The following is a 25786-nucleotide window of genomic DNA, read 5'->3' as shown; positions in this document are numbered from 1 at the left end:
GTTGTCGAGCAATACATCAACAATCAAAAATACAACGAAACTAAAAAACGCCCTAATGGGCGCTAAAGGGGCCTATCCATCTCATGACTAAAGTCACGGGATTTCCGGCCAAACATCATTAAACATTTACGGCGACCTTAACAACGGTACCCGTTCCGATGGTGACGTTCCGGTCAACTCTGCCCGCGGCTACCAATACCTGGTCAGTGGCCGGGCTCAGAGTTACCACAAACTTAAGATTACCGGGCGCCAGGCTCAGCACAGTCGCCTGCACGAAAATCACCAGGTCGACCAAGCACTGGTTAATTTTCTTTGGCGTTGACGCGTGCTTGATCGGGCCCCTGAGCCGCCACCACCGTTTGCAAGTATTGTAAAAAATGCCGGCCCAAGTTGGTCAAGCGCCCGTTGGCTTGCCAAATGACCGTACTAGTATCGGTTACCGTTGGTGATAATGGCCGCGCAATTAAATGCTGATCGGCTAAATTAAGCAAGTGACGGTAAGTCAATTGTACGGCATGGCCCTGTTTGGCCAAAAGTGATGCGTTATAGGCCAGATTGGCCCCCATTAATTGATGGAGGTGGGGCAGCGCTGGTCCCCACCACGCACGAAACTTATCAGAGACCAGGGTTTGATTAGAGGTGATAATGGGGTAGGCAATCAGATCCGCGGGGGTCACCACCGTTTTCTCGGCCAGGGGCAACTGATCGCTGAAGACCGCCACAAATTCGTTTTGTACTGGTAAAGTGAGACTGGCAAAATTACTAAGCGGCCGTTCTCCCATGATGACGCCAAAATCCAAACTACCATTATTCACTTGCGCTTCAATTTGGTCAGCATTTCCATCGATCAGATTAAAGCACACTTGCGGATGGACCTGGGCAATTTGATCGATAACTTGCATAATGATTTCCATGGCCGGACTCTGCCCCGCCCCGATATTGAGCGTCCCCGCCAATACTTGCGACTGTTGCAGGGCACTCAACGTTTTCTCTTCTAGGGCAATCATTTCTTGAGCGCGAGCTTGTAACAGATAACCAGCCTCGGTCAGCACGATTTCCCGGTGGCCGCGGTGAAACAGGGTCACCCCGAGCTCCTGCTCTAATTCCTTCATTTGCCGGGACAAAGAGGGCTGGGCAAGATGCAGGCTGGCCGCAGCTTTAGTAATATTTTTGGCTTGGCAAATCGCCAGAAAGTAATGTAAGGTGCGTAGTTCCATCGTCTCGTCATCCTTTCGTGAATTACTCGGTCATAAATATCCGAGCTTTTGAAAATAATTTTAGCAAACTGGCAAGCGCAAAATTCTCCACCTGGCCCCCAGCCCAAGGGGGAAGGGCAGTTAGCTCTTTACTTCCAGCGGAATCAATGCGATAATAAAGTTTGTTGTGGTTCCATAGTATAATTGGATAGTACATCCGCCTCCTAAGCGGCTGACCCCGGTTCGACCCCGGGTGGGACCAATTTAAATGTGTTCGGGAATGTTGATTGGTGTGGAAAATGCCGGTATATCAATATTCCTATTTTTGTTTATACGGTATGAAATAGTACTTTTCAACGTAAGTGCGGACAACTTGCGGACAAAAAAGCAGCCAATTGAATTCTCTTGCCTATCAAAAGGCCGATAAAAGAGCATTGTGCCCTTCTATCGGCCTTTTAGCTTATTTAGTTGCCGTTTTTTTCGCTGCTGCTTCGGCCTTGCGCCGGTGCTTCAAGCGAATCCCCTTGTTCTTGCGTTGCTTTTTGCGGACCTTCTTTTTGGCCTTGGTCAACACCCGCTTAGCCGCGGTCTTGACCCGCCCCGCTTCCGGAGTTGCTGCGGGAGCAGGAGCAGTAGTTGGTTCCGCTTGCCGCTTGGCGTTAACCGCCTTGGCAGCTGCCGCGTCCATTAATTCGCGCTCGGCAATCGCCATGGGTACCAGGTCATACTCTGTCTTGGCTAACAGCCGCTTCAGGTCGCGGAAATCATGATCATCCCCGAGGTTGATCACCAGCCCCGGTTCCCCCTGTCGGCCCGTCCGACCGACCCGGTGAATGTACAAATTAGCTGTGGTCGGCAGTTCAAAATTGACCACCGCGGGCAGTTTAGGAATATCCAAGCCCCGGGCGGCCACATCCGTGGTCAATAAGAGCTTGATCTGGTGCTTGCGAAAACCGCGCATCACCGCTTCTCGTTCGGTTTGGCGTTGCTTGCCGCCCAAGGTTGCACTGGAGACCCCAGCGTGCTTCAGCCGGCTGGCCGTGTAGTGCAAGGTCTTGATACTGGTAAAGAAGACCAGGGCCCGGAAATTCTTGGTCTTGCTCAAGCGCTCTAACATCGCCGCCTTTTGGCTCATCGTCCGCGCGACCACCAAGCCGTGCTTGACTTCCCCTTGGGAATGATCCTGCGCCCGGACGTCAATCGTTTCAATGTGACGGCCAAACATGTCACTCAATTGGTCAAAGACCTTCCCCTTCGTGGCCGAGAAGAAGGCCAGCTGGGTATCGAGTGGCGTCGTGCGTTCAATATCTTCGACCACCGCTTGGGTATCATCCGCCAATAAATCATCGGCTTCATCAACCACCAACATTTTGACCGTGCTCATATTAAGGTTACGCTCGTCTAATAAGTGCAAGATCCGTCCTGGCGTCCCAACGACCACCTCGGGTTTGGTCTTTTTATAGCGCTCGACCTGCCGCTTTAAATTGGCGCCCCCGGTCAGGGACTGGACCTTTAATCCCAATAGTTGCGCCCATTCGCGCATCACCTTGGTCGTTTGCATCGCCAATTCTTGGGAGGGCTCCAACACCAGTAGTTGTAACCCGGCGTTTGGCGTCACCCGGGGCAACAGCGGCCAGGTAAAGGCCAAGGTCTTACCCGAACCCGTCGGGGCAATCCCCAGCACCGAATCCCCAGCACTTAAGGGGGCCATCACCCCACTTTGAATCGCCGTCAGGGCTGCAAAGCCCGCGGCTTGAAAATGTTGTTCAAATTTTGCTTCCACAAATACCTCCTGGCATCACGCCGTGCTTAGCGGTTCATGTCAGCTGGGAACGTGTAGTCCGCTGATTGCCGCAAGTCAAACATCACCGTGTTGACATCCCGGGAAAGGGCCAACCATGCTTGGTAGTGCTTCATTTGTTCAGGATCGCTTGGGTTTTCAAACAGGTCCGCAAAGTCGTTTAATTCATCGACCATTGAGTTTTCAAAGTACGGCGCTTCAATCGCGTGGGCCGTCTTATTTTCATCGTAGTAGGTCACCTTGGTCGTATCAAAGATGCTGTCAAAGACCAGCGTATCCTTCAAGCCGTAGTATTCTGTTACCAAGTGGGAATTGGACGTCTTACCGATGTTTAAGGTGACCGAGAAACCGTCGTAAGTCAAAATGGCCACACCCTTAGTGTCTACGCCCGTCTTGGCCATAGTTGGGAAGTAAACCACGCTGTTTGGCATCCCATACATCGTCACGGCCCCGTAAACGGCGTAAACCCCGAGGTCCATCAAGGCCCCACCAGCGAATTCCTTGGTAAAAATGTTAGGATAAGGCTTGTCGTCAGCCAGGACTTGATCGTAACGACTGGAGTACTTCATAACCGTAATCGTGGCCCCTTGGTGGTGCTTCATTTGAGCAAATTGCTTTTGGGCCGCCTTAAAGAGCCCCGTGTGAATGTGCCGTGCGGCTTCAACCAAGCGGGCCTTTGGGTGCGCCGCCAGCAGGGATTCGATCCGGCTGAATTCTTCCGGATTGACGAAGGCGGGCTTTTCTAAGATGATAAACTTATCATTTTCAATCGCCAGGCGCACTTGTTCGTAGTGCAGACTGTTTGGTGAAGCAATGTAGACCACGTCAAAATCGCCTTCATCAAAGAAGTCTTCCAGGCTATCAAAAAAGGCCGTGGCCCCGTATGGCTTCCCAAATTCTTCAGCCCGCGCCATCGTCCGGGAATAAACGGTGGTTAATTGGTAACGACCAGTGGTTTTGGCCGCGTCCAACATTTGGTCGGTAATAATGTGGGTTCCAATAATCCCTAACTTCAACATGAAAAATCGCTCCTTTAGCTTAGTAAATCCTATTCTACCACCGGTTGACATCCCCCTGCCACCTTCCGGTCTGAAATTTTCCTGGCCAGCGGGGTGCCGTAAAATTAACATCGCTTTTTAACCAAATTGAAACCTTAGCCCGTCGCAGAACTGTGTATAATTGATGGAGTTAAGAATCAAAAGGTTTCGGGTGAATTGAGAATGAGAAAAAAAGGTTTGTTGTTGTTTGGCGCGGGATTATTGGCTGGGATCTCAAGTTCCTTTGGTCTCAGCCATTCCAAAAAGGCCGCACCAGCGGTTTCCTTGCCCCTTTTTTATGCTGGTACTTGGCAATATTATGATGAAGAGCGCGACCGGACCCACGTAATCTCCATCGGGCCCGATTTAAAGCTGACGATTGACAACCATGTCATTGCTGCCAACGTGGAACAAATTAATAATGAGCACTTGATCTACTTAGACCGCTTAGGCTATCACATTACCATCCAGGCCAACGAAAGTCGCCCCGTCGCCTTAATTGACGAAACTGATGATGAAGTCTACGCCTTAAAGCCATTGGTCTAACCCCGTTCAAACCGCGGTCACTTGCCTGACCGCGGCTTTTTTTCGCTCTGGTTCGTGGTAGAATGAGGAAGATTATTTTGTGTTTGAAGGAAGTAACAGCATGACAAAAACCTTAACCGTCTTTTGCGGAGCCCGGCCCGGGGTCGAACCGCACTATCAACAAGTCGCCCGCCAATTGGGACAAGCCTTGGCCAAGCAGCAGATTCACCTGGTTTACGGAGGCGGTGGCTTTGGCCTCATGGGGGCCTTAGCTAATGGCGCCTTAGACGCGGGCGGTCAGGTCACCGGGGTTATCACTGAAGAATTGTTGGCCCGCGGGGCCCAACTCGACCGGTTGACCAATTTGGAAGTCACCAGTGATATGGCCCAACGCAAGCAACGGATGATCGACCTGGCCGACGGTTTTATTGCCTTGCCCGGGGGCCTAGGCACCCTGGAAGAAATCGCCCAGGTCAGCTCGTGGGTCACGCTGGGCAATAACGCCAAACCAGTCGTAATCTATAATGTTAACCACTATTACGACCAACTGGCCGCCTTCCTGCAACAAATGAACCAGGCGGGCTTTTTAGAGGATGCCTTTTTGCAGGCGATTGCTTTTTGTACGGACTTAAGGCAAGCCTTGGCCTTTATGGCCACTTACCACGCCCCTGCTCACCGCACCTACCATTAGGAAGGCCGGGTCAATTGTGATAAGATAGGTACCTGGAAATGGAAAGGACGGTAAAAAAACCATGAAAATTTTGGCGTTGGATACCTCAAATCACCCGATGAGCGTGGCCCTGGTCGAAGATTTGCAACTCAAGGCCACGACAACTTTAAATACGGTGCGTAACCACAGCATTTACGTTTTACCAACGATCGACGATTTAATGCAAAAAGTCGCTTGGCAGCCCCAAGACCTCGACCGGATCGTAGTCGCCAAGGGCCCCGGCTCGTACACGGGGATTCGGATTGCAGTCACCCTCGCCAAAACCCTGGCCAAAACCCTTAATTGCCCCTTAGTCGGTATCTCCAGTTTGGCCGCAATCGCAGCTGGCCTGCCCGCGGTAACGACGGGCTTGATGGTCCCCTTTTTTGACGCCCGGCGGGGCTTTGTCTTCGCTGGTCAATACGCATACCAAGCCGGTCAGCTCACGGCCCAAGCTGCAGACCAACACTGGGCCTGGGCAGACTTGCTTGCCAGTTTACCCACTGATCGGCCCGTGTATCTGTTAGGGGCGCTGACCCCGAAACTGCGCCAAGCCGCGCCAACTTTGCCGGCCAACGTCACCGTGCTGCCGGACGCCGCCATGGTTTCGACCTTTGCCCTGGCTAAACTGGGCGCCCAGGCCACCCCGGTCGCGGATGTCGACGCCTTTGTCCCCGATTACCTCCGGATCACTGAAGCCGAAGCCAACTGGCAAAAGACCCACCCGGGTCAAGTAAGCGCGGATTATGTTCAAGAAGTTTAGTCAGTGGTGGACCTGGTTGTTGCTTGGCGCTACCACCCCGTGCCTGACTTTGGCGCCGCGCACGGTCATCCTCGCCCAGCAACCCTACCAATTGGCCATGGCCCAAGGGGAAGACGTTGCCCGGCTCGTCGAAATTGAGCGAGCCATCTACCACATTCCGCCGTGGGATGAGACCGCCTTTTATTACGACTTGCACCGCCCCAACTGTCTTTACTTAGTCCTCAAAAACGAGCACGGCGTGCAAGCCTACGCCGGGATGGCCGTTAATTTCGAGGCTAAAGACGGGCACTTAACCAACGTCGCGACCCACCCGGCCGTCCAGCACCAAGGCTTATCAACTTGTCTATTGCGCACCTTGATGCAAGTTGCCCTCCAACACGGCCTTTTGACCCTGAGCCTGGAAGTGCGGGCCGAAAATCTGACCGCCCAGCGTCTTTACCACCAACTCGGCTTTCAAAAAAGCGGCGTCAAACGGCACTATTACTTTGAGGACGGCCAAGACGCCTACACCATGACCTTAAATTTAACCCAAGTGAAAGGAATCTGAAATGGCAACACCTTTATATCTTTTAGCCTTCGAAAGCAGCTGTGATGAAACCAGCGTCGCCGTCATCAAGGATGGCACCGAAATTTTAAGTAATATCATCGCCACGCAAATCGCCAGCCACCAACGCTTTGGCGGGGTCGTCCCTGAAGTCGCCAGTCGGCACCACATCGAACAAATTACCAAGTGTACCACGGAAGCCCTCAGCCAAGCAGGGATTGGCTACGATGATTTGGCGGGGGTTGCCGTCACCTACGGCCCGGGCTTAGTGGGCTCCTTATTGATTGGGGTCACGGCTGCCAAGGCCATCGCTTGGGCCCATCAGCTGCCCTTGATCCCGGTCAATCACATGGCGGGCCACATTTACGCGGCCCGGTACGTCGCCGCTTTCCAGTACCCGATGATGGCCCTATTAGTCTCAGGCGGCCACACCGAACTGGTTTACATGCCGCGGGAGCATGAGTACCAAATCATCGGTGAAACCCGGGACGACGCGGTCGGGGAAGCCTACGACAAAATTGGCCGGGTGCTTGGGATCAATTATCCAGCCGGAAAAACGGTCGATGAATGGGCCCACCAGGGGCACGATACCTTCAACTTCCCCCGGGCCATGGTGCAGGAAGCCAACCTGGACTTCTCCTTTAGTGGGCTCAAGAGTGCCTTCATTAATACCGTCCACAATGCCGACCAACGCGGAGAACAATTGAATCAGTATGATCTGGCTGCCAGCTTCCAAGCCGCCGTCGTCGATATCTTAGCCGAAAAAACGATGAAGGCGCTGGCCCAATACCCCGTCAAGCAGTTAGTCTTAGCTGGTGGGGTGGCGGCTAATTCCGGGGTCCGGGCCCGCTTACAAGCTGACTTAGCCCGCTTGCATCCCCAAACCGAATTGCTGTTAGCCCCCCTCAAATTATGTGGTGACAACGCCGCGATGATCGGGGCCGCCGGGTACGTGAATTACTTACACGGTGACCGGGCCGGCTGGGATTTAAATGCCGTCCCTGGCCTTAGTTTTGACCGAATCACCCCGTTAAGCTAAGCGATTCACCAATAGTTAACCCAAAATCATACAGCTTAGGAAACGCTCGCAATCAACGTTTTAAAACGTAATTGCGAGCGTTTTTTAGCTTACGCTGTGCTAAACTTCAACTGAAAAATTAGAGTTTCCTAGCCACTCTGCGCGCCCATTGCGGGAAAAGCCGCCACAAATCCGGCAATGTTGAATTGTACTTTTCTTGGTGGCTGACTATAATGAATTTATACTTACTTTTTGTCATAAGAAATGGAGTGATTTCAAGATGCAATCAGTTAATATCGGTCAAAGCAATTGGCAAGCTTCTAACGTCGCCCTCGGAACGATGCGGATGGCAACGTTGACGCCCGCCCAAGCCGCCGACGCGTTAAACGCTGCCCTGGAAGCCGGGATCAACTTTATTGATTCCGCTGACATCTACGGCAACGGCGCTTCTGAATTCAACTTTGGCAAGGCCTTAAAGTTGGCGGGCATTAAGCGGGACCAATTATTTATCCAATCCAAGGGGGGCATTGTCTTAGATCCACAACGCTCCCACGGTGATCTGGTCTTTGGCCAACGCTACGATTTCTCAAAGCAACACCTGCTTGATGCCGTCGACGGGATTTTGCAACGGATGGGCGTCGATTACCTGGATGCCTTCCTGCTCCACCGGCCCGATCCCCTGATGGAATTAGACGAAGTCGCCGCCGCCTTCGATGAATTAGAGACGAGCGGCAAGGTCCGTCACTTTGGGGTTTCCAACTTCAATCCCCGCCAAATCGAAATGCTCAAGACCGCCGTTAAGCAACCGCTGTTGATCAACCAAGTTCAATTCAGCTTGGCGCACACCAGGATGATCGACTTTGGGATGCACACCAACATGCAAGACCAGGGCTCCATCAACCACGACGGCGGCATTATCGAATACGCCCGGCAAACCAAGATGACCTTACAAACTTGGTCACCATTCCAGTTCGGGCTGTTTGAAGGAATGTACATCGATGATGATGAACACTACCCTGAATTAAACCAGGAACTGGCGAAATTAGCTGATAAGTACGGTGTTTCCAAGAACGCAATCGCCGTCGCCTGGATTTTGCGCCACCCGGCCCACATGCAAGTCCTGCTGGGGACGGTTAACCCACAACACATCCTTGACAGTGCCAAGGGGAGCGACGTGCAATTAACCAAGCAAGAATGGTACGACCTCTACTTATCGGCGGGCAACATTTTGCCATAGGCCAACGGTATCTTTAATGATGCAATTTTTCAATTGGACAAGCCGTTCCCGTTTTTCTATCCTTTAAGTAAGTAGAACCAGAAAGGACGATGTTTCGTGAATCTACACCCAGATTACTTATTAAATCAGATTCAAGGACCCGCTGACGTGAAAAAACTGTCAGTGGACCAATTACACCAAGTGGCGGATGAAATCCGGCACCTGGTCGTGGAAAAAGACGCGGCGATTGGCGGGCACCTCGGGCCAAACCTGGGGATCGTCGAAACGACCTTGGCCTTCCACTACGTCCTTGACTCCCCCCACGACAAGATCGTTTGGGACATCTCTCACCAATCCTACCCGCACAAGATGTTAACCGGGCGAGCTTATGGCTTCTTGGATAATGAACGCTACCACGACGTAACGCCATACTCCAACCAAGATGAAAGCCCCCACGATTACTACCGGGTCGGCCACACTTCGACGTCGATCGCCCTGGCCGTTGGGATGGCTAAGGCCCGCGACCTCACCAAGCAAAGCGGGGATATTGTGGCCGTGATCGGTGATGGTTCCCTCAGTGGCGGGATGGCCTTGGAAGGATTAAACAACGCCGGCAAGTACGATGGCAATTTGATCATCATCTTTAACGACAACCAAAAGTCCATCGACGACGTCAACGGCGGCATGTTTGACCAATTAACGGCCCTGCGGGAAAGCAACGGTGAAGCCCCTAACAACCTCTTTAAGGCGATGGGCCTGGATTACAAGTACATCGCCGACGGCAACGACGTCGAAACGATGATCAAGGCCTTAGAAGCGGTCAAGGGGATTGACCACCCGATCGTTTTGCACGTCAACACCGTCAAGGGGCTAGGCTATGCGCCAGCCTTGGCCGATGAAGAAGCTTGGCACTGGCACAGTCCGTTTAAGATTGAAGACGGCAGCGATGTTGAACCCGCCAGTGACGCGGAAAATTACGACCAAATCATCAAGGACGAACTGGGCCGCCAAATTGAAGCCGGCCAACCGTTGATGGTCATTACCGCCGCTGTCCCGCGGGTCTTTGGCCTGGGTGAAATCAAGGCCAAGTACCCCGCTCACTACGATGACGTCGACATTGCGGAACAATACTCGGTGACCTATGCAACGGGGTTAGCCGAAAATGGCGCGCGGCCGGTCCTGTTCCAAAACAGTACCTTCTTCCAACGGGCTTACGACCAAGTCATCCACGACATGGCCCTCAATCGCTACCCCGTCGTCACGATCGTCAAGAACGGGCGGATCTCGGATGACTCCAGTACCCACCAAAGTGACTTCGACCTGGCGATGCTCAGCAACGTGCCAAATATTGAATACTTGGCCCCAACCAACGCCGAAGAATTAGTAGCGATGTTGCAATGGGCCCTGACCCAAACGGAAAAGCCGGTCATCATCCGCGAACCCGCTGGCGAAGTCACCCACGGGCCAATCAGTGCCACGGCCTTCAACCAAATTAAGGCCCAAGTGGTCCACCAAGGCAAAGACGTGGCAATCATTGGGCTCGGTGACTTCTTTGCCTTAGGGCAAGCCGCGGCAGCTGAATTAGCGAAGGACGGCATCGATGCGACCTTGATCAACCCCGTCTCGGCTTCAACTTTGGATGAAGCGACCTTGGGGCAGCTGACTAACGACCACCAAGTCATGGTTACCTTGGAAAATGCTTCCATGAGCGGGGGCTTTGGCGAACACGTCGACCGCTTCTTTGCTCCAACTAAGGTGCGGGTCTTAAACTTCGGGGCCGCCAAGGAATTTAACGACGTCGTCCCACTGGCCGAACTGTATGACCGGTACCATTTGACGCCAACGCAAATCGCCACTGACGTCAAGGCCGTTTTAAAAAACCTGTAATTACGCTTTAAATCTATTCACTGAACCCCAAAAGGTCCGGTCAACCACCCCCTGTTCAACAGGCATTGGTCAACCGGACCTTTTGCTTTAGTCTTCTTCAGCTTGGCGGGCTTCCTCTTTGGCCAAGCGTTCTTTGATGTAAGTTGCCGTCTGTTCCAATTTGGCTTGTTCTTCCGCGGTCAGATCCAACTGGAGTTGTTGAACCACCCCGTGGCGCCCGACCACTGCCGGATAGGAAAGATACGTCCCAAGTTCCGGGCGATAATTGGAAACCGGTAATTCAGTCAAGGCATCATTAAGCATCGTCACCGTTAAGCGCACCGCCGCCGTGGCCACTCCGTAGTTGGTATACTTCTTGCCCTTGTAGACCGTGTAGCCCCCCTGCCGGGCCCGTTCTTCCATCGCGGCCAGGTCCGCCTTGACTTCTGGATGTTGCTTTAAGTACTCCAGTAAGGGCTTGCCGAAGACGCGGACCGTCGACCAAGCCGTAAACTGGGAGTTACCGTGTTCACCCAAGTTGTAGCCGACCACGGAGCGGGAATCGACGTGCAAGGTCTCCCCGACCGTGGCCCGCATCCGCGCCGAATCCAGCAGCGTCCCGGTCCCTAAGACTTGGTGCTTGGGCAGCCCCGTCGCTTTTTGGTACATGGCCGTAATTACGTCACACGGGTTAGTGATCACCACAAGGTTGCCGTGGAAGCCGTGGTCCTTGAGCTTTTGGCCGACCACCGGGACTTGGGTCCGGGTAAACTTAAATTCGGCGAAGCGATCGTGGTCCGGCGTATCGACTAATTTTGACTTGCCCAGCGCCGAAATAACGACGTCACAATCTGCGACTTGATCCCAATCGTTCACATACAAATTAGTGTGCGTCGGTAAATTCGCCATCGCATCCCGTAAGTCTAAGGCGTCAGAATTCACCTTGGCTTCATTGGTGTCGAATAAGACTAATTCATCAACAAAGCCCCCGGAAACTAAGTAGTGCGCAACGGTGGCCCCCACGTGGCCCATTCCCACAACTGCAACTTTTCGTGTCATATGTATGCTCCCTTTCTGTGATTAAATTAAAATTAACTGAGAAAAATTTAATATGTGTGTCATTTAAGATACCACTTTTCGGAAAATTGTCAACGCATTTCGGAAATTTCACAAACTTCTTCCCCCCGAGGCAAAAAAAAGATCCTGGTTGCACTAACCAGGATCCCACCGTTAAATTCAGTTTAATACAGGGTTGCTTCCCCGCGGTCATCGTAACCCGCCGGGTGCGTTTCGTGCCACTTCCACGCCGTGGCGATAATGTCGTGAACATCATCATATTGTGGTTGCCAGCCGAGGACTTCGCGGGCCTTGTCACTGGCCGCGACCAGGGAATCTGGATCCCCTGGTCGCCGCGGTGCCATCTTGGCAGGAATTTCTTTGCCGGTTACTTCCCGGGCCGCTTCCAGCATTTGCTTGTTGGAGAAGCCCGTTGACGAACCGAGGTTAAAGGCGTTGCTTTCATTGCCGGCTTCCAGATACTTGATTGCCAGGATGTGGGCATCCGCCAGGTCCATCACGTGGACGTAATCCCGCACGTTGGTTCCATCCGGCGTGTCGTAGTCATCCCCAAAGATGCTCAATTCCTTGCGCTTGCCTTCAGCGACTTGCATGATGATTGGGACCAGGTGCGTTTCTGGCCCGTGGTCTTCCCCAATCGTACCATCTGGCGCGGCCCCAGCGACGTTAAAGTAGCGCAAGGCCACAAACTTGATGCCGTACGCCTTGTCCGCCCAAGCCATCATTTCTTCCATCATCAGCTTCGAGAGGCCATACGGATTGATCGGCTTTTGCGGATCAGTTTCCTTAATCGGCATGTGCTCAGGAATCCCGTAGGTCGCCGCCGTGGAGGAGAAGACAATGTACTTGACCCCAAAGTCGTGCATGGCTTCTAAGAGCGTAATCATCCCCCCGGTATTGTTGTCGAAGTACTTCAATGGCTTAGCCATCGATTCGGGCACAATTGAAAAGGCAGCAAAGTGCACTACGGCCGTAATGTCTTCGTTGGTAAAGATCCGGTCCAAGAATTGCCGGTCGCGGATGTCACCGTAGTAGAACTTGGCTTCCTTGGCAACCGCCTTACGGTGCCCCGTGGCCAGGTTGTCAGCAACGACCACGTCTTCGCCCTTTTCTACCAATCGTTTAACCATGTGCGAACCGATGTAACCGGCCCCACCTGCAACAAGAATTGCCATAATGCAATCTCCCTTTCTTTAAGTAAAATTTTAGTAAACAAACCTGTAGCTAAATTATAGCATATTAAAGCGCTTGCAACCGCTAATTTTTTGAAAATTTACGGCTGTGCTCCGTTTAATTGTTGTAACTCCGCTACCTGGGTGGCAATTGTCTCGGCCGCCACCTGGATTTGGGCTTGCTCCACCGGGTAAAGATCCAACAAGAGGTAGGTACCTACCCCTTGGCGTCCCACCCGGACCGGAAAACTGACGTAGCCGCCATACTGGGGGTGAAAAACGGCCGCGGGGACTACCAGTTGCTGATCTTGAAAGATCGCCCCAAGCAACCGGCCCGCAGCCGTTTGCGCGGCTAATTGACCCGCCTGGCCCCGTGTCACATAATACGCCATCAACCGCGCGTTGGTTTGGGCCTGCTGCTGGTCAAAGTGACCACCCGGCAGGGCACTGAGGGGGCGCCCGTCCACGTGGACCGTCGACCAAGCCGGCACAATTTGCCCAGCGTGCTGACCGTAAACATAACCGGTCACACTAGCCGGTGCTACGTGCAACGCTACCGCCACCGCTTGGTGTAACTGCTGGGTATCAACCAGGGTCCCACTCCCGAGCACCCGTTGCGGGGGCAATTGCCAGGTCGCTTGCAGCCAGGCGGTCGTTGCTTCATTCGGCTGGGTAAGGTTGACCACCACCCCGGTAAAGTCCGCCGCCTGCACTTGCGGGGCGGCCGCCTGGACGGCGGCCACTACCGCGCTTAAGTCCGGTTGGACTACTTCGGCGGGGCCCAGGGCCACCACTAAGGCCTGAGCGCGCTTTAAATCCGCCCAGGCTTGGGCTTTAATCTGCTTGGCCGGCAGGGCTAGGCCCGCACTCTGCAGGTCGTTGGCAACCGCCACGGCCCGCTGCTCATCCGGATCTAACAACAATAATTCGTCAACTTGATTGGCCAGGGTCAAGGCCAACTGCGCCCCCACACTCCCTAAACCATAAATCGCTAACGTCCGCACTTGAATCGCTCCCTTCACAGCAAAAACCAGCCCACCACCAAGTGCCAGGCAGGGCTGGTTGTCCTTTACAAGTCCGGTAACAATTGTTTAAGGTAAGCCGCGGCCCCATCCGGTAAGGCCAATTCCGCGTCGGCCGGAACGTGAACGGTTTGACCGCCAAATTCAAAGGCGACGTCCTCGTTGAGCCAAACCTGGATCCCCTGCAGGATGGCCGCCCGGATTAAACGTTGCACACTCGGGGAGTAACCAGCCGCAATCACGCTTAAGGTTTGTCCCGATTGCAACAGGTGCGAGTAGCGGTCGTTGGCGACCTTCAATCCAAAGGACAGGAACGTCCCGTGTTCGGCCTTCGCCAACAGTTGCCCCGCCAAAGTCAGACTTGGGTCTTCAATCCGCCGTTGCACAAACTTCAAGGCTAAGCGGTACGCCCGGGGGGCATCATAAGCCTCACAGAAGTCCGCCAGTCGTTGGGTAAAGGCCTGGGCTTCTTCTTTCATCCACGCCGTTTGTTCGGTAGGATCCTGAAGGGCCACTTCCTCATTGCGCGCCTGGGCAGCTTGCAGATCGGCTGCCGTTAAGTCCGGTTGGGGCGTCAACAATAAGTAGACCATCACTAATTCCAAGAAGTTCAGGGTATCTTCACTGATCCCCGCGGCAGCAAACGGATCAAGGTCAAACATCCGCAAGCTGATGAAATCAACCCCGGCCGCCAAGGTCGCATCAATATCATCCGTTGCTCCCCGCAAACTGACCGGGGCAAAGACTTCGTGCGGACTCTGGTAAGCGCCCGAAGCCAAGTGCCCCTTTAAGCTGGCAACATAGCTTGCCAAGGAGGCATAGTCCAAGCGTTCCGTCGGTAGGTTGCCATACCCATACTGACTGTTGCGAAAACTGCGGACTTGGTGGTCAAGCTCAGGCAACAGCACCGCCTTGGCGTCTTCCGGGACCGGACTGGCCCCGAATAAGTAGGTAAACAGCCACTGCCACATAATGTAACCCTGGGCCAGCTTAAAGTACAAGTAGTTCTTAAAGGCCGCCAAACTGGCGTGTTCGGCCTTGCCAAAGCGTTCGTACAAGCTTTCAATCAATTCCTCTTGCAAGGAGTAACCGACGTGCACGCCCCCAGTCAGCAGGCGGGTTGGCCCGTACTTTTGCATCAGGTAGTGATTAAATTCAACGGAACCGGGCTTGGTGGTGTGATCAGTCAGGTACGTTAAATCGTGTAAGTAGACCGGCGCCGGCGCCATGGACAACGGCCACAGCCGTTCGGTCTCATGAAGTTGGCGGTCGACAATTTGCTGCAGAATTTCCAACTGGCGAACCGCCGCCTTGGCTTCCTTCATAATGACCGCGTTAAATTCCATCAAATTATCAGTGACCCCACTGGTCAAATAAGGGTTGATTCCCCGCCGATCCAAGGTCTTGGGAAACGGATACTGGCTAGCTCGACCGTTGGTGACCACCCGGTGGGCTTCCATCCGCAGGCCAAACCGGCCTTCATACAGTAACTTCTGCAGTGCCGGTTCGTGACACGCCGCTTGCAGTTTTGCTTTATCCATCTTTACTCACCCCTTGGGGATTAATATTGCCGGTGGATCCCAAGATTGGACCCATCCATTTACGTTTTTGCTACCATCTAAATTACCACAAAACCCCGGCGCATGTTTACTTTTTCTTAAAATTTCTTGCTTTCCGCAGGCGACCGCGGCGCTCTAACCGGTTAGCATAGCCTATTCGGCTTGTAATTTAAAAGTCAGTTTGACCGGGTTATGGTCGGTTTCTTGAAAGTGGGTAGCCAGATTATGGGCAGTCGCCGTTACATTATCCGAGACAATAAAACCATCGACCACCGTGGTGTAGGTCTTCCCCGGTACATAGGCCGTGTCGGTCGCCCGTACGGTCGGCGTGGTCCAATAATTATCCGCGCGCACAATCCGAAAGCCCGCCGGCAAATCCTGATTACTCATCTTCGAGACCCAGTTCGGCACCCGTTGATTAGTCCGAAAGTGGGTCATGATTTGTTTGCCCAGGGCATGATTAAAATCACCCCCGACAATCACGTAATCTCCCCGGGCCCGGGCATGCTTCATCACCCCGGTCAACAGCTTTAGTTGGGCCGCTCGCATCTTGCCACCCCGGTCGTAAGCCGACATATGCGAATTGATCATGATCAAGTGCCGCCCGTTTTGTACCGGCAAAGTCAAGACCACAAAGCACCGGTCCAGGTCGACAAATTTTTCAATCAAGTGGGTCGAAACCGGGTACTGCCGGCGCTGAGCACTTTGCACCTGGTAGCGGCTCAGCGTCAGCAAGCCCGAGCGCACCGTACCGTGCGGATCCGTCGGCGGCACCAAAAGGTAGGCCGAATGGAAGTTGGAAGCAAAGACCCGCCCCAAGTGCGGAAAGGCCGCGGCCACCCGGCGGACTTGATTGACGTGGTACGACCGGGTTGAATTGGTATCAATTTCTTGAAACAGGGCAAAATCCGGGTGCTGGGCCTTGATTTGTTTAATTACAAAGGTCGTTGAACGTTGCACCGCCGCCCGACTGGTCGCCTTACCATATTTACCACGGGTGTGGTGGCCCTGCTTGGTCGTCCCGGTGTCCATAAAAAAGGAATAACGCTCATTATAGGCCCCAAAGCCGATGTTGTAGGTCGTGGCCGTATAGGGATGATCGACGGCTAATTGCGCCCGTTGGGGATTAGTCACCGTCAACTTTTGGTGATCGGAAATCCGGTAGTAATTGACTTGCAGGTAGGCCAAATAACCACCTGCTAACAAGGCGCCAACCAGCCCGAGGGCCGCCGCAATTTTAAAAACACGTTTCACATTCTCACCTCAAACCTTGGGCCCCAGCTAGCCCGAAAAATCATGCCTGTTTACTTTACCACACCGCGCATTGTTTGCAATTGGCTTTGGTGATAAACTATGGTCATCTTAGGTACTTGCAGGCGAAACCTAGCCCAACATTGCCGGTGAAGGAAAGGACAATCGATGCGAATCAATGTTTTACAACACACGCCCAATGAAGGGCCCGGCTCCATTCAAGACTGGGCGCACGCCAACAACCACGAACTGTACATTTACCATCCTTACCAATTCGGCAATTTGCCCACGGCGGACCAAACGGACTTGCTCGTTATTTTAGGAGGGCCGATGAGTCCCAATGATGATTTGGCCTGGATTAAGCAAGAACGCCAGTTGATTCAGCAACTCTTGGCCGCCCACAAGCCGATGTTTGGCGCTTGCTTTGGGGCCCAACAAATTGCCAAGACCTTAGGTGCCGCCATAACTAAAGCCCCGCATAAAGAAGTCGGCTGGGCACCGGTCTACTTAAAGAATAACGCAATCCCCGGGCTACCATCCCAATTAACCGCCCTGCACTGGCACGAAGAAATGTTTGAAGTGCCGACCGGCGCGGAATTATTGTTTAGCAGTGACCTGGTGGTTAACCAAGGCTTCCTCTTAAACGAGAATGTGATCGGTCTGCAATTCCACTTTGAACCAACGGCGGATAACGTCCGCGAAATCGCGATCAATGATGATCAATATCCTTTGACTCATAATGCCTTGCACCAAACAAGCGCTGACATTATTCAGCATGGGGTCCCGAGCGAAAATCCAGCCGTGATGGCCCAATTATTGAACTTTATCGTCAAGCATTAGGCAACCCTTTACTAAATCAACGCCCCGCCGGTCATTGTGCGGGGCGTTGATTTAGTTTTAAGCGGTTAATTATAGTCATAATTTTTGATAAACTTAATGCCTTTCGGTGCCAGTTGCTATGATTTTAATCATTTTCACAAACCCATTCCCTTTTTGTTTGGTTTAGGGAATGTATTTTTGATATAATTACAACGAGGAGGATTGAGTATGGGGCAACGTACGTATCGTAATAAGTTGCGACGTTATCAGCGACTGCGGCAAAACCAAACGGAACAGCAGTATGAGTACTTGACGGAACGCCATGTCATTTGTCCTTCCCACCCTAAGTATGCGGTGTTAGATCACTTCAGCCACTTAGCTAATAATGTCTATAACCAAGGGCTCTATCGCGCGCGGCAAGCCCTATTCAAAGGCGAGTGGCTGTCGTATCAAAAGCTGGACGCATCGTTGAAAAAATCCAAACGACAAAAGGACAGTATGATCTATGGCTCGATGAGCAACGTCCACTTGGTTCAACAACAGCTCAAGTTGGTCGCTCGCAGTATGGATTCCTGGAATAAGGCACGTAAGGCCTACGCTAAGAATCCCGGCAAGTTCACGGGACGACCGAAGTTACCAAGATATCGAACCAAGGGAGGATTGAGTACGATTATTGTCGACAACCAAACGGCTAAGTTACGCAAGAATGGCTACGTTGAGATTCCTTGCATGGACAAATTCAAAGTCAAACTGGCCCACCCAGAGACGACGGCGATCCAAGAAGTTCGAATCGTTCCACAGAACCGCCGTTTTATTGTCGAAGTCGTCTACAAAACCAACCGAGTTACCCAATATAAGCCAGATAACGGTCGCTATTTAGGAATTGATCCGGGAGTGAACAACGCCTTTACCTTGGCAACTAACGTACCGGGAATTACGCCGGTGATTATCAACGGTAAACCCGTCAAGTCAGTTAACCAGTTCTATAACAAGCAACGCGCCCGGTTGACCAGTCTCTATGCTCGATTAGGCCAAAGCCGGGTCAGTCATCGTTTAGCTCGCCTTGACTTTTATCGGAACCAAAAGATGAGCCGGTTTGCCCATGAAGCAAGTAAGCGGATTGTTGATTTTGCGCTAAGCCATGGGTTAAACACGATCATCATCGGGAAAAATAAAGGACAAAAGCAACGTTCCCGAATGAACAAACAAAACAATCAAAATTTCATTGGGATTCCCCATCAAGTTATGATCAATCTGATCAAGTACAAGGCTAATCTGGCCGGGATCGTGGTGATCCAGCATAGCGAGGCCTACACCAGCCAAACGTCCTTCTTAGACCGGGAAGAGCCGATTCGCGCGAATGGGGATCAAGCGCGGAAACGCAAGGGGTTAAGCCCAGCCAAACGGCGCTTGAAGCGCGGTCTCTACAGGGCTGATACTGGCCAGCAAATCAACGCCGACGTAAACGGCGCCTTACAAATCATCAAAAAAGTAGTCCCGAATGCGTTTGCGGACGGGATAGCGGGCATCGGATTATGTCCAGTCAAATGGTCCTTGCAATTTTAGGGTCGACCATTTCCAAAAGATTCCGAAAGAAGTTCAACTGCCGGACTGATCGTAAAGTTGTCCCGGAGAAAGTCGTCACTCGACGATGGACGCTCGCTTTAAGCGTGGATGGGTTGATCAAAGTAGGTTGCGAACAAGGGTTGCCTAAGCCATGATTTGATATGGTGTCAGCTGATACCATTATATATCAAGTTAGCAGGAATCTATTATCTTAATAAGCGTAGGAAAATGCTACAATAATAAGTACGACTACGCTGCACCAGAAAGGATGGGAACATGAGCGAACACCAATCGGCCTTAGAACAGCACCTTGAGCACGGCCTAAGTGGCACGCCAACCTTAAAGGCGGCCGAGCAACACCACTACTTGGGGACTTTTCGCGAACGGGTCTGGCTGACGATCAGTGTGGCCCAACTGACCGACGACTGGGCCAGCGTCTTTGAACGAGTCATTACCGCTAGCGCTGAACGGGTCGTCTTTTTCAATGGCAACTTACCCGACGAAGTCTTGCGACCGTACCTCCGCCTGGCGGCTCAGCACCAAATCAATTTTACAATTAAGACCGGGCCGGAATTTACGACGACGGCAGCTAGTTTAGCGATTGTAATTGCCGCTAAAACCGCGATTAATGAACCCGTCGTCGATATTGCCCAACGCTTCACGCCCACGCCAGCCACCCCGGTCCCGGCGAACCAACCGTGGTGGCAGCGGTTATTTCACTTTGGAAAGGAAGGATAGTCTTGCAACCCCTCGCGTTTAAAATGCGCCCCCGTAGCTTGGAGGAAGTGGTCGGCCAGCAACATTTGATCGGCCCCGGCAAAATCATTTGGCGGATGGTCGAAGCCAAAATGCTGTCGTCGATGATTCTCTATGGACCCCCGGGGACTGGTAAGACCAGCATTGCCAGTGCAATTGCCGGCTCGACCAAGTACGCCTTGCGTACCCTCAATGCAGCCACGGATACCAAAAAAGACCTCCAAGTAGTGGCCGAAGAAGCCAAAATGTCGGGGACGGTTATCTTGTTGCTCGACGAAATCCACCGGTTGGACAAGGCCAAGCAGGACTTTTTATTACCCCACTTGGAAAACGGCCGGATCATCTTAATCGGGGCCACCACGGAAAACCCCTACATTACCATTAACCCGGCCATCCGCTCGCGGACCCAGATCTTTGAGGTCCACCCGCTGACCATTGATGATATGACCGCCGCCATCGACCGGGCGGTCAGTGATCCCGAGCGGGGGCTAGGAAAGTTACCATTGGAGTTAGACGAAGACGCTAAGCAACAGTTGATTCTAACGGCCAATGGTGACCTGCGCAGCGCCTTGAATGGCTTGGAATTGGCGGCCCGCTCGACCGCCCCGGGGGATGATGGGGTGATCCACTTAACCAGCCAGATCATTGCCGAAAGCATCCAGCAACGCCGGATTGCCGGTGATAAAGATGGTGATGCTCACTACGACGTGATCTCGGCCTTTCAAAAGTCGATCCGCGGCAGTGATACCGATGCGGCTTTACACTACTTGGCCCGGCTGGTGGAAATGGGCGATTTGCCCATCATCGCCCGGCGCTTAATGGTGATTGCTTATGAAGACATCGGTCTGGCCAACCCGCCGGCCTGTGAACGGGCCGTGGCAGCTGTCCAAGCCGCCCAACAGCTCGGCTTCCCCGAGGCCCGGATCCCGCTGGCCAACGCCGTGATCGAGCTTTGCCTTTCCCCCAAGTCCAACTCAGCAATTGCCGCCATTGACAGTGCCCTGGCGCGCTTGGCAAAGGGGAACACCGGCGAAATTCCGGCCCACCTCAAAGACGCCCACTACGCTGGCGCCAAAAAACTCGGTCATGGGGTGACCTACCGTTATCCGCACGACTTTCCCGAGGACTGGGTCCGCCAGCAGTACCTGCCCGACCGGTTGCAAAACGACCGCTACTACCAACCCAAGCAAAATGGGACCTTTGAGACGGCTTACGCCAAACAATACCAACGGCTCTTGCAAGCCCAACGCGGTCGCCAATGAAAACCCTTGCAAAGATTGCCTGATGGCCTCAGGTGTGCTATCATAATGACAGAAGTTCTGTTGTGTACGCATTGTCCATTTCGCAGGTTTGCCTTACAGTCTTATTACCTTGGGGTTAGTGTTAACCTGGTTGCCGGCATGCCTTTTCACTTGGTAGCTGAACACTAGGCAACCGTACCCCACCTGTCTTACACACAGGTCAACACTGTCGGACAACCAACGGCACGAACGGAGCTTGTACATACCATTAATTCCAGGAGCAACGTAACTTACGTTGCTTTTTTATTTTCGCTTGACCAGCGCGCAGTTGACCCGTACGATAAAAACAGCATTAATTTAGGAGGAATTTTTTGTGATTCGCCTTTTACTGGGGGCCTGTGCCCTGATCTTTTTGATCGAAGCCAGCTACTTTGCCACCCACCGCACCAAGATGTACTTCGGGCTGCCTATGAAACACCCGGCCAGCGTTAAAACGATCAGCCAGCTCTGGCTGGTGATCATGGCGGCCATGACCCTGTTAGCTGGAGCGGCGACCATCAGTCTGAACTTGCCCTTGATTTTTGCGACCTTGATCTTAGGCTGTATCGTCGAATTATTGATGGCGATTTCAGTCAGTTCTTTGCTCTTAAAACCTTAGTTTTCTTTACGAATTCCTGTATAAGGTATAAAATATAGGTAACAAAGAGAATAAGGGGGTAGTCTTATGGCTGTTCAACAATACCACCACATTTTGGTTCCAGTTGATGGCTCAAAGGAAGCCGAATTAGCCTTTAAGAAAGCGGTCGCTGTTGCGAAGCGGAATGGGAAGGATACGGAATTACAATTGCTGCACGTTGTTGATACCCGGGCTTTCCAAAATATTTCCAGTTTTGACAGCTCCATGGTCGAACAAGTTACCAAGACGGCAAAGAAGACCTTGGAACAATACATCGACTACGCTAAGCAACAAGGCGTCGACAACGTTTCCTACACGATCGAATATGGGGCACCAAAGACCTTGATCGCCAAGGAAGTCCCACAACAATCCCACGCGGACCTGATTATGATCGGGGCCACAGGGTTAAACGCGGTGGAACGGATCTTGATTGGTTCAGTTACTGAATTTGTAACGCGGACGGCCATTTGTGACGTCCTCGTGGTCCGGACGGATTTAGACAACAAGCCTATCGTTAACACCAAGAAAAAGTAAGCACCTGAACTTACCCAACGCATTTCATTAGTCAATGAGCGCCAAGCTCCCTAGCAACACTGATAACAAGTGTTGCTAGGGAGCTTTTCAGTTTCCCTCATGCGAGTTGACTTGTAACTAGCAAGAAATTTTTGTTATTAGTTCTAACATTTACTTGAAAATCAAGCCTTGCTTCGCTTCTGGTGATCAACACATGCAAAGAGTTTGTTTGTAAATAGTAAAAGTTACTATTTACAAAAGAAGCTAACTTCGCTAAAATATTTAATGGTAATTATTACTATTAACCTTAACTACTCTCAAGGAGGGACAATATGGATCTTTCAACTGCCTATCGCATGCTGAAAAGCCCCAATATCAAAACTCGAAAACGGGCCCTTAAAGTTATTCATGAATATAAACGGCGGAAAAAAGCAGGAGGGAAATAATGGCGCGAAAAGGAAAAATTGAAACAGCTAAACGTAAGGAAGCCACGGTGGCGAAATATGCAGTAAAGCGAGCCGCTCTTAAAGCCGCTGGCGATTATGCTGGCCTGGCCAAGCTGCCGCGCAATGCCTCTCCAACGCGTTTACGCCACCGGGATCACCTCGATGGGCGCTCCCGTGGCTACCTCCGCGCGTTTGGCCTTTCGCGCTTAAATTTTCGCCGGTTGGCCCATGCCGGCCAATTACCTGGCGTCAAAAAAGCGAGCTGGTAAGGACTAAGCTAACTTAGCAGCGCAATATTAGCACGCGTAAAAAAACCGTTAGAAATCAACGTTGCGCAACGTAATTCTAACGGTTTTTCGTGTTGTAATTTTTCATCGCTGGCTGAGGGGTTCAGTTGAAGTTAGTGATCGGTCAACTATTCCCAAGCATAATTGGTTGGATCTTGCCGCCCCCGCCCAGTAGCTTGGTCGAGCAGAATTCGTTGTTCAAAGTGGGCAACGTTGCGCTTGGTCAACTTGACCATGTCCGGGTTAACCGAAACGTAGTCGATCCCGCTTTGGATCAAGAATTCGGTAAATTCTGGGTATTCGGATGGCGCCTGCCCACAAATCGACACGGTCTTGCCGTCCTTGTGCGCCGTCTTGATCAAATGGCGAATGGCCCGCTTCACGGCTAAGTTCCGTTCGTCAAAGAGGTGGGCGACTGTATCATTATTCCGGTCACAGCCCAAGATCAACATCGATAAGTCATTGGAGCCAATTGAGTACCCGTCAATGTATTGGTTGAATTGGTCCGCCAAAATGATGTTGGATGGAATTTCGGCCATCATGTAGACCTTGAAATCAGCCCCCCGTTGCAAACCTTCCACCGCCATGATGTCAGTGACTTTCTTGGCTTCGTCAACCGTCCGAACAAATGGAATCATGACGTTCAGGTTCTTCAGGCCGAATTCATTGCGAACCTTCTTCACAGCCCCCAGTTCCAACTTGAAGGCTTCGATGTACTTCGGGTCATAGTAACGCGAAGCACCCCGCCAGCCCAGCAAGTCGGCTGGCTCTTGCGGTTCATACTTTTCCCCGCCTTCCAAATTGCAGTATTCACTGGACTTGAAATCAGACAGCCGCAGGACCATCGGCCGCGGCGCAATTGTCCGGGCGACCTTGGCAATCCCGTCCGCCAGCATGTTGACGACCTTGTCTGGTTCTCCCTTTTCAATCAAATATAGCGGGTGGGCGTGAATGTAAGTCGTCCACAGGAATTCTTCACGCATCAGGCCAATCCCATCGGCCGGCAGGTCGGCATACTTATCGATTAAATCCGGGTCCCCCAGGTTCATCATTACGTGAGTTGCCGTAGGCGGGAAGTATTCAGCCGCAACAGCTGCCCCCGCACTGGCCGTTGGGGTAGCTGGTTGCAAGCTAGCCGTAATATCCCCCTGGTAAACGATCCCGCTTTTGGCGTCGACGGTAATCACCTCACCGGTCTTAACCGCTTCCGTCACGGCTTGGCCCTTACTCTTGGTTCCGACAATGCATGGGATCTGCATTTCCCGGGAGACAATGGCGGCGTGACAGGTCATCCCCCCGTTGTTGGTCACAATTGCCTTAGCCTTCTTCATCGCGGGTACCCAGTCCGGGGAAGTCATCAAGGTCACTAAGACTTCGCCTTCCTTGAAGGTATCAATATCTTCAGGATTTTCGATCACGTGGGCGACTCCGGCCGCTAACCCTGGGCTGGCAGGCAAGCCCTTGACCAAGACCTTTGCATCCGTTGTTGCCATCGTCGTTGCCTCCTTTTTACTACCAGCTTGCTTGTTCTTTTGGGACCAGACCGTTTCCGGCCGGGCTTGGACGATCCAGAGCTTATCCGTCCGCTCATCCAGGGCAAATTCCATGTCCATGTAGCAGCCATAGTGGGCTTCGACTTGCTTGACGTAGCCCGCTAGTTCTTCGACTTGCGCATCCGTTAAGACCGGCTGAGCTTGTAATTCCGCTGGGACCGGCTCTTCTTTTACCCCACTGCCCGGCTTGCGGATCAACCGCACCGACTTGGTGGTCAGGTCCCGCTCGACAATTTTTAAGCTGGCCTTGTCGACAACAAAGTGGTCTGGGGTTACCTTCCCCAACACAATATATTCACCCAGGCCATAGATCCCGTCAATCACAATCTTGGAATCATCCCCGTTGGTGACGTCCACGGAGAACATAATCCCGGCCGCTTTGGAGAAGACCATCATTTGCACAGCTGCTGACAGGGCCACTTTTTCGTGCGGGTACCCTTGCTTTTGCCGGTAATAGGTCGCCCGGTCGGTAAAGAGCGAGGCGTAACATTCTTGGACCTTCTTGACGACATCCTGGGCCCCTTTGATATTCAGATAAGATTCTTGTTGGCCGGCAAAGGAAGCATCGGGTAAGTCTTCAGCGGTGGCACTGGAGCGAATCGCGACAAAGGGATCCGTTTCCCCCATTCGTTGCCCGAGCTGTTCATAAGCCGCTTCGATTTCCGCCGCCAAGTCAGCGGGCATGGTCGCATCGACAATAATTTGGCGAATCTGGCTACAAGTCGTATGCAAGGCATCCGAGTCTTCATAATCCGTCAAAGCCGCTAACAAGGCGTTGACTTGATCATTGATCCCGGTTTCTTGCATGAAGCGCCGGTAAGCTGCGGCCGTAGTCGCAAACCCAAACGGTACCGGGACGTCCATGACCGACGTCATTTCCCCTAAGGAAGATGACTTCCCACCGACCAAATCGACGTCCGCCCGCCGCAATTCGTCAAACCACAACACATTGGCGTTTTCGCGTTCAACCATGAAAAAGACCTCCTTTAAACCTGCCCCCTGACAAATCACTTGCCCCGGCGGCATCTGAATGATAGCGTTTACATGATTATTTTAATGACTTTAAGCTAGGATTTCAACGTCGGCGATCACCGTCCACAAAGCTTGAAGCTACAAAAAGTGCGGCCAATTAAATTTTCAGCATCTTTCATAAAATAATGGTAGCGGTACCAT

The 25786-nt window shown here is 52.4% G+C and carries 25 protein-coding genes, 1 tRNA gene and 1 other RNA gene; 18 read left to right on the top strand and 9 right to left on the bottom strand.

The genetic code is table 11. From position 1 onward, the window contains the following. Positions 1-100 precede the first annotated feature (100 nt). Positions 101-322, top strand: coding sequence for an alpha/beta hydrolase (locus FC43_RS10785; RefSeq protein ID WP_082611459.1), 222 nt, complete (start codon positions 101-103; stop codon positions 320-322). Here FC43_RS10785 and FC43_RS10780 read toward each other — a convergent pair. Further along, complete coding sequence (locus FC43_RS10780; RefSeq protein WP_082611456.1) at positions 303-1217, bottom strand: LysR family transcriptional regulator; 915 nt, start codon at positions 1215-1217, stop codon at positions 303-305. The two genes, FC43_RS10785 and FC43_RS10780, sit on opposite strands and share 20 nt — an antisense overlap. 168 nt (positions 1218-1385) lie before the next feature. On the opposite strand from FC43_RS10780, the gene FC43_RS04720 reads away from it, so the two are divergent. Further along, a tRNA-Arg gene (locus tag FC43_RS04720) sits at positions 1386-1458 on the top strand. 198 nt (positions 1459-1656) lie between these two features. On the opposite strand, the gene FC43_RS04715 is transcribed toward FC43_RS04720, so the two are convergent. Continuing rightward, entirely contained in the window at positions 1657-2979 is a 1323-nt protein-coding gene (locus FC43_RS04715) for a DEAD/DEAH box helicase (protein WP_056954522.1), read from the bottom strand. A gap of 26 nt (positions 2980-3005) precedes the next feature. Beyond that, positions 3006-4016, bottom strand: a complete 1011-nt coding sequence (locus FC43_RS04710) for a Gfo/Idh/MocA family protein (protein ID WP_056954521.1) — start codon at positions 4014-4016, stop codon at positions 3006-3008. A gap of 201 nt (positions 4017-4217) precedes the next feature. Here FC43_RS04710 and FC43_RS04705 point away from each other — a divergent pair, with 201 nt between their 5' ends. The 7 genes from FC43_RS04705 (at position 4218) to FC43_RS04675 (ending at position 10696) form a co-directional block, all read left to right on the top strand. Beyond that, the gene (locus FC43_RS04705; RefSeq protein WP_040469657.1) at positions 4218-4580 is read left to right on the top strand and encodes a DUF4828 domain-containing protein; all 363 of its coding nucleotides are present in this window, start codon (positions 4218-4220) and stop codon (positions 4578-4580) included. A gap of 100 nt (positions 4581-4680) precedes the next feature. Beyond that, positions 4681-5250 carry an LOG family protein gene (locus FC43_RS04700; protein WP_019205160.1) on the top strand — a complete coding sequence of 190 codons (570 nt, stop codon included), beginning with the start codon at positions 4681-4683 and terminating at the stop codon, positions 5248-5250. Between the two features lie 61 nt (positions 5251-5311). Next, positions 5312-6031, top strand: coding sequence for a tRNA (adenosine(37)-N6)-threonylcarbamoyltransferase complex dimerization subunit type 1 TsaB (gene tsaB / locus FC43_RS04695; RefSeq protein WP_056954519.1), 720 nt, complete (start codon positions 5312-5314; stop codon positions 6029-6031). Next, the gene (gene rimI / locus FC43_RS04690) at positions 6015-6578 is read left to right on the top strand and encodes a ribosomal protein S18-alanine N-acetyltransferase (protein ID WP_056954518.1); all 564 of its coding nucleotides are present in this window, start codon (positions 6015-6017) and stop codon (positions 6576-6578) included. Before tsaB ends, rimI begins: the two co-directional genes overlap by 17 nt. A 1-nt stretch (position 6579) precedes the next feature. Then, positions 6580-7614 carry a tRNA (adenosine(37)-N6)-threonylcarbamoyltransferase complex transferase subunit TsaD gene (tsaD, locus tag FC43_RS04685; protein WP_056954517.1) on the top strand — a complete coding sequence of 345 codons (1035 nt, stop codon included), beginning with the start codon at positions 6580-6582 and terminating at the stop codon, positions 7612-7614. Positions 7615-7873: 259 nt separating this feature from the next. Then, entirely contained in the window at positions 7874-8830 is a 957-nt protein-coding gene (locus FC43_RS04680) for an aldo/keto reductase (protein WP_056954516.1), read from the top strand. A gap of 96 nt (positions 8831-8926) precedes the next feature. Then, positions 8927-10696: a 1-deoxy-D-xylulose-5-phosphate synthase gene (locus FC43_RS04675; RefSeq protein ID WP_056954515.1), complete on the top strand. Its 1770-nt coding sequence runs from the start codon at positions 8927-8929 to the stop codon at positions 10694-10696. A gap of 87 nt (positions 10697-10783) precedes the next feature. On the opposite strand, the gene FC43_RS04670 is transcribed toward FC43_RS04675, so the two are convergent. From FC43_RS04670 to FC43_RS04650, 5 genes are all read right to left on the bottom strand, one after another. Beyond that, positions 10784-11734 (bottom strand): L-lactate dehydrogenase, encoded by a 951-nt coding sequence (locus tag FC43_RS04670; protein WP_019205154.1) that lies wholly within the window; start codon positions 11732-11734, stop codon positions 10784-10786. Positions 11735-11916: 182 nt separating this feature from the next. Continuing rightward, positions 11917-12927 carry a UDP-glucose 4-epimerase GalE gene (galE, locus tag FC43_RS04665; RefSeq protein ID WP_019205153.1) on the bottom strand — a complete coding sequence of 337 codons (1011 nt, stop codon included), beginning with the start codon at positions 12925-12927 and terminating at the stop codon, positions 11917-11919. A gap of 98 nt (positions 12928-13025) precedes the next feature. Then, on the bottom strand, positions 13026-13928 hold the full coding sequence (locus tag FC43_RS04660) for a Rossmann-fold NAD(P)-binding domain-containing protein (protein ID WP_056954514.1): 903 nt from the start codon (positions 13926-13928) through the stop codon (positions 13026-13028). A gap of 65 nt (positions 13929-13993) precedes the next feature. Then, positions 13994-15487, bottom strand: coding sequence for a glutamate--cysteine ligase (locus FC43_RS04655; protein ID WP_056954512.1), 1494 nt, complete (start codon positions 15485-15487; stop codon positions 13994-13996). Between the two features lie 171 nt (positions 15488-15658). Next, positions 15659-16759 carry an endonuclease/exonuclease/phosphatase family protein gene (locus FC43_RS04650; protein WP_056954511.1) on the bottom strand — a complete coding sequence of 367 codons (1101 nt, stop codon included), beginning with the start codon at positions 16757-16759 and terminating at the stop codon, positions 15659-15661. Positions 16760-16924: 165 nt separating this feature from the next. Between FC43_RS04650 and FC43_RS04645 the strand changes: the two genes are divergently transcribed. From FC43_RS04645 to rpsN, 9 genes are all read left to right on the top strand, one after another. Beyond that, entirely contained in the window at positions 16925-17596 is a 672-nt protein-coding gene (locus tag FC43_RS04645) for a type 1 glutamine amidotransferase (RefSeq protein WP_056954510.1), read from the top strand. A 207-nt stretch (positions 17597-17803) separates the two neighbouring features. Continuing rightward, entirely contained in the window at positions 17804-19141 is a 1338-nt protein-coding gene (locus FC43_RS04640; RefSeq protein ID WP_056954509.1) for an RNA-guided endonuclease InsQ/TnpB family protein, read from the top strand. A gap of 276 nt (positions 19142-19417) precedes the next feature. Beyond that, positions 19418-19879 carry a YueI family protein gene (locus tag FC43_RS04635; RefSeq protein WP_056954507.1) on the top strand — a complete coding sequence of 154 codons (462 nt, stop codon included), beginning with the start codon at positions 19418-19420 and terminating at the stop codon, positions 19877-19879. Positions 19880-19902: 23 nt separating this feature from the next. After that, entirely contained in the window at positions 19903-21159 is a 1257-nt protein-coding gene (locus tag FC43_RS04630; protein ID WP_056954526.1) for a replication-associated recombination protein A, read from the top strand. Between the two features lie 51 nt (positions 21160-21210). Beyond that, a non-coding RNA gene (gene ssrS / locus FC43_RS10775) (6S RNA) lies at positions 21211-21398 on the top strand. A 113-nt stretch (positions 21399-21511) separates the two neighbouring features. Next, positions 21512-21796 carry a hypothetical protein gene (locus FC43_RS04625; RefSeq protein WP_056954506.1) on the top strand — a complete coding sequence of 95 codons (285 nt, stop codon included), beginning with the start codon at positions 21512-21514 and terminating at the stop codon, positions 21794-21796. A gap of 66 nt (positions 21797-21862) precedes the next feature. Then, entirely contained in the window at positions 21863-22348 is a 486-nt protein-coding gene (locus FC43_RS04620) for a universal stress protein (protein ID WP_019205145.1), read from the top strand. A 311-nt stretch (positions 22349-22659) separates the two neighbouring features. Next, positions 22660-22773 (top strand): putative metal homeostasis protein, encoded by a 114-nt coding sequence (locus FC43_RS11185; RefSeq protein WP_019205144.1) that lies wholly within the window; start codon positions 22660-22662, stop codon positions 22771-22773. Beyond that, positions 22773-23042, top strand: a complete 270-nt coding sequence (gene rpsN, locus FC43_RS04615; protein ID WP_056954505.1) for a 30S ribosomal protein S14 — start codon at positions 22773-22775, stop codon at positions 23040-23042. The genes FC43_RS11185 and rpsN overlap by 1 nt, the downstream gene beginning before the upstream one ends. Positions 23043-23188: 146 nt before the next feature. Here the strand turns inward: rpsN and ppsA are convergent, their stop codons facing one another. After that, positions 23189-25585, bottom strand: coding sequence for a phosphoenolpyruvate synthase (gene ppsA, locus FC43_RS04610; RefSeq protein ID WP_056954503.1), 2397 nt, complete (start codon positions 25583-25585; stop codon positions 23189-23191). Positions 25586-25786: the final 201 nt, after the last annotated feature.

Source organism: Limosilactobacillus ingluviei DSM 15946 (assembly GCF_001435775.1).
Lineage (GTDB): Bacteria > Bacillota > Bacilli > Lactobacillales > Lactobacillaceae > Limosilactobacillus > Limosilactobacillus ingluviei.
The sequence above is the reverse complement of the archived record's forward strand: the minus strand, read 5'-3'. Positions and strand labels throughout refer to the sequence as shown.

Coding starts and splice junctions, on each gene's coding strand:
- FC43_RS10780 (WP_082611456.1), bottom strand. CDS start 1,217: ATGGAACTACGCACCTTACATTACTTTCTGGCGATTTGCCAAGCCAAA.
- FC43_RS04710 (WP_056954521.1), bottom strand. CDS start 4,016: ATGTTGAAGTTAGGGATTATTGGAACCCACATTATTACCGACCAAATG.
- FC43_RS04705 (WP_040469657.1), top strand. CDS start 4,218: ATGAGAAAAAAAGGTTTGTTGTTGTTTGGCGCGGGATTATTGGCTGGG.
- FC43_RS04700 (WP_019205160.1), top strand. CDS start 4,681: ATGACAAAAACCTTAACCGTCTTTTGCGGAGCCCGGCCCGGGGTCGAA.
- tsaB (WP_056954519.1), top strand. CDS start 5,312: ATGAAAATTTTGGCGTTGGATACCTCAAATCACCCGATGAGCGTGGCC.
- rimI (WP_056954518.1), top strand. CDS start 6,015: ATGTTCAAGAAGTTTAGTCAGTGGTGGACCTGGTTGTTGCTTGGCGCT.
- tsaD (WP_056954517.1), top strand. CDS start 6,580: ATGGCAACACCTTTATATCTTTTAGCCTTCGAAAGCAGCTGTGATGAA.
- FC43_RS04680 (WP_056954516.1), top strand. CDS start 7,874: ATGCAATCAGTTAATATCGGTCAAAGCAATTGGCAAGCTTCTAACGTC.
- FC43_RS04670 (WP_019205154.1), bottom strand. CDS start 11,734: ATGACACGAAAAGTTGCAGTTGTGGGAATGGGCCACGTGGGGGCCACC.
- galE (WP_019205153.1), bottom strand. CDS start 12,927: ATGGCAATTCTTGTTGCAGGTGGGGCCGGTTACATCGGTTCGCACATG.
- FC43_RS04655 (WP_056954512.1), bottom strand. CDS start 15,487: ATGGATAAAGCAAAACTGCAAGCGGCGTGTCACGAACCGGCACTGCAG.
- FC43_RS04645 (WP_056954510.1), top strand. CDS start 16,925: ATGCGAATCAATGTTTTACAACACACGCCCAATGAAGGGCCCGGCTCC.
- FC43_RS04640 (WP_056954509.1), top strand. CDS start 17,804: ATGGGGCAACGTACGTATCGTAATAAGTTGCGACGTTATCAGCGACTG.
- FC43_RS04635 (WP_056954507.1), top strand. CDS start 19,418: ATGAGCGAACACCAATCGGCCTTAGAACAGCACCTTGAGCACGGCCTA.
- FC43_RS04630 (WP_056954526.1), top strand. CDS start 19,903: ATGCGCCCCCGTAGCTTGGAGGAAGTGGTCGGCCAGCAACATTTGATC.
- FC43_RS04620 (WP_019205145.1), top strand. CDS start 21,863: ATGGCTGTTCAACAATACCACCACATTTTGGTTCCAGTTGATGGCTCA.
- FC43_RS11185 (WP_019205144.1), top strand. CDS start 22,660: ATGGATCTTTCAACTGCCTATCGCATGCTGAAAAGCCCCAATATCAAA.
- rpsN (WP_056954505.1), top strand. CDS start 22,773: ATGGCGCGAAAAGGAAAAATTGAAACAGCTAAACGTAAGGAAGCCACG.
- ppsA (WP_056954503.1), bottom strand. CDS start 25,585: ATGGTTGAACGCGAAAACGCCAATGTGTTGTGGTTTGACGAATTGCGG.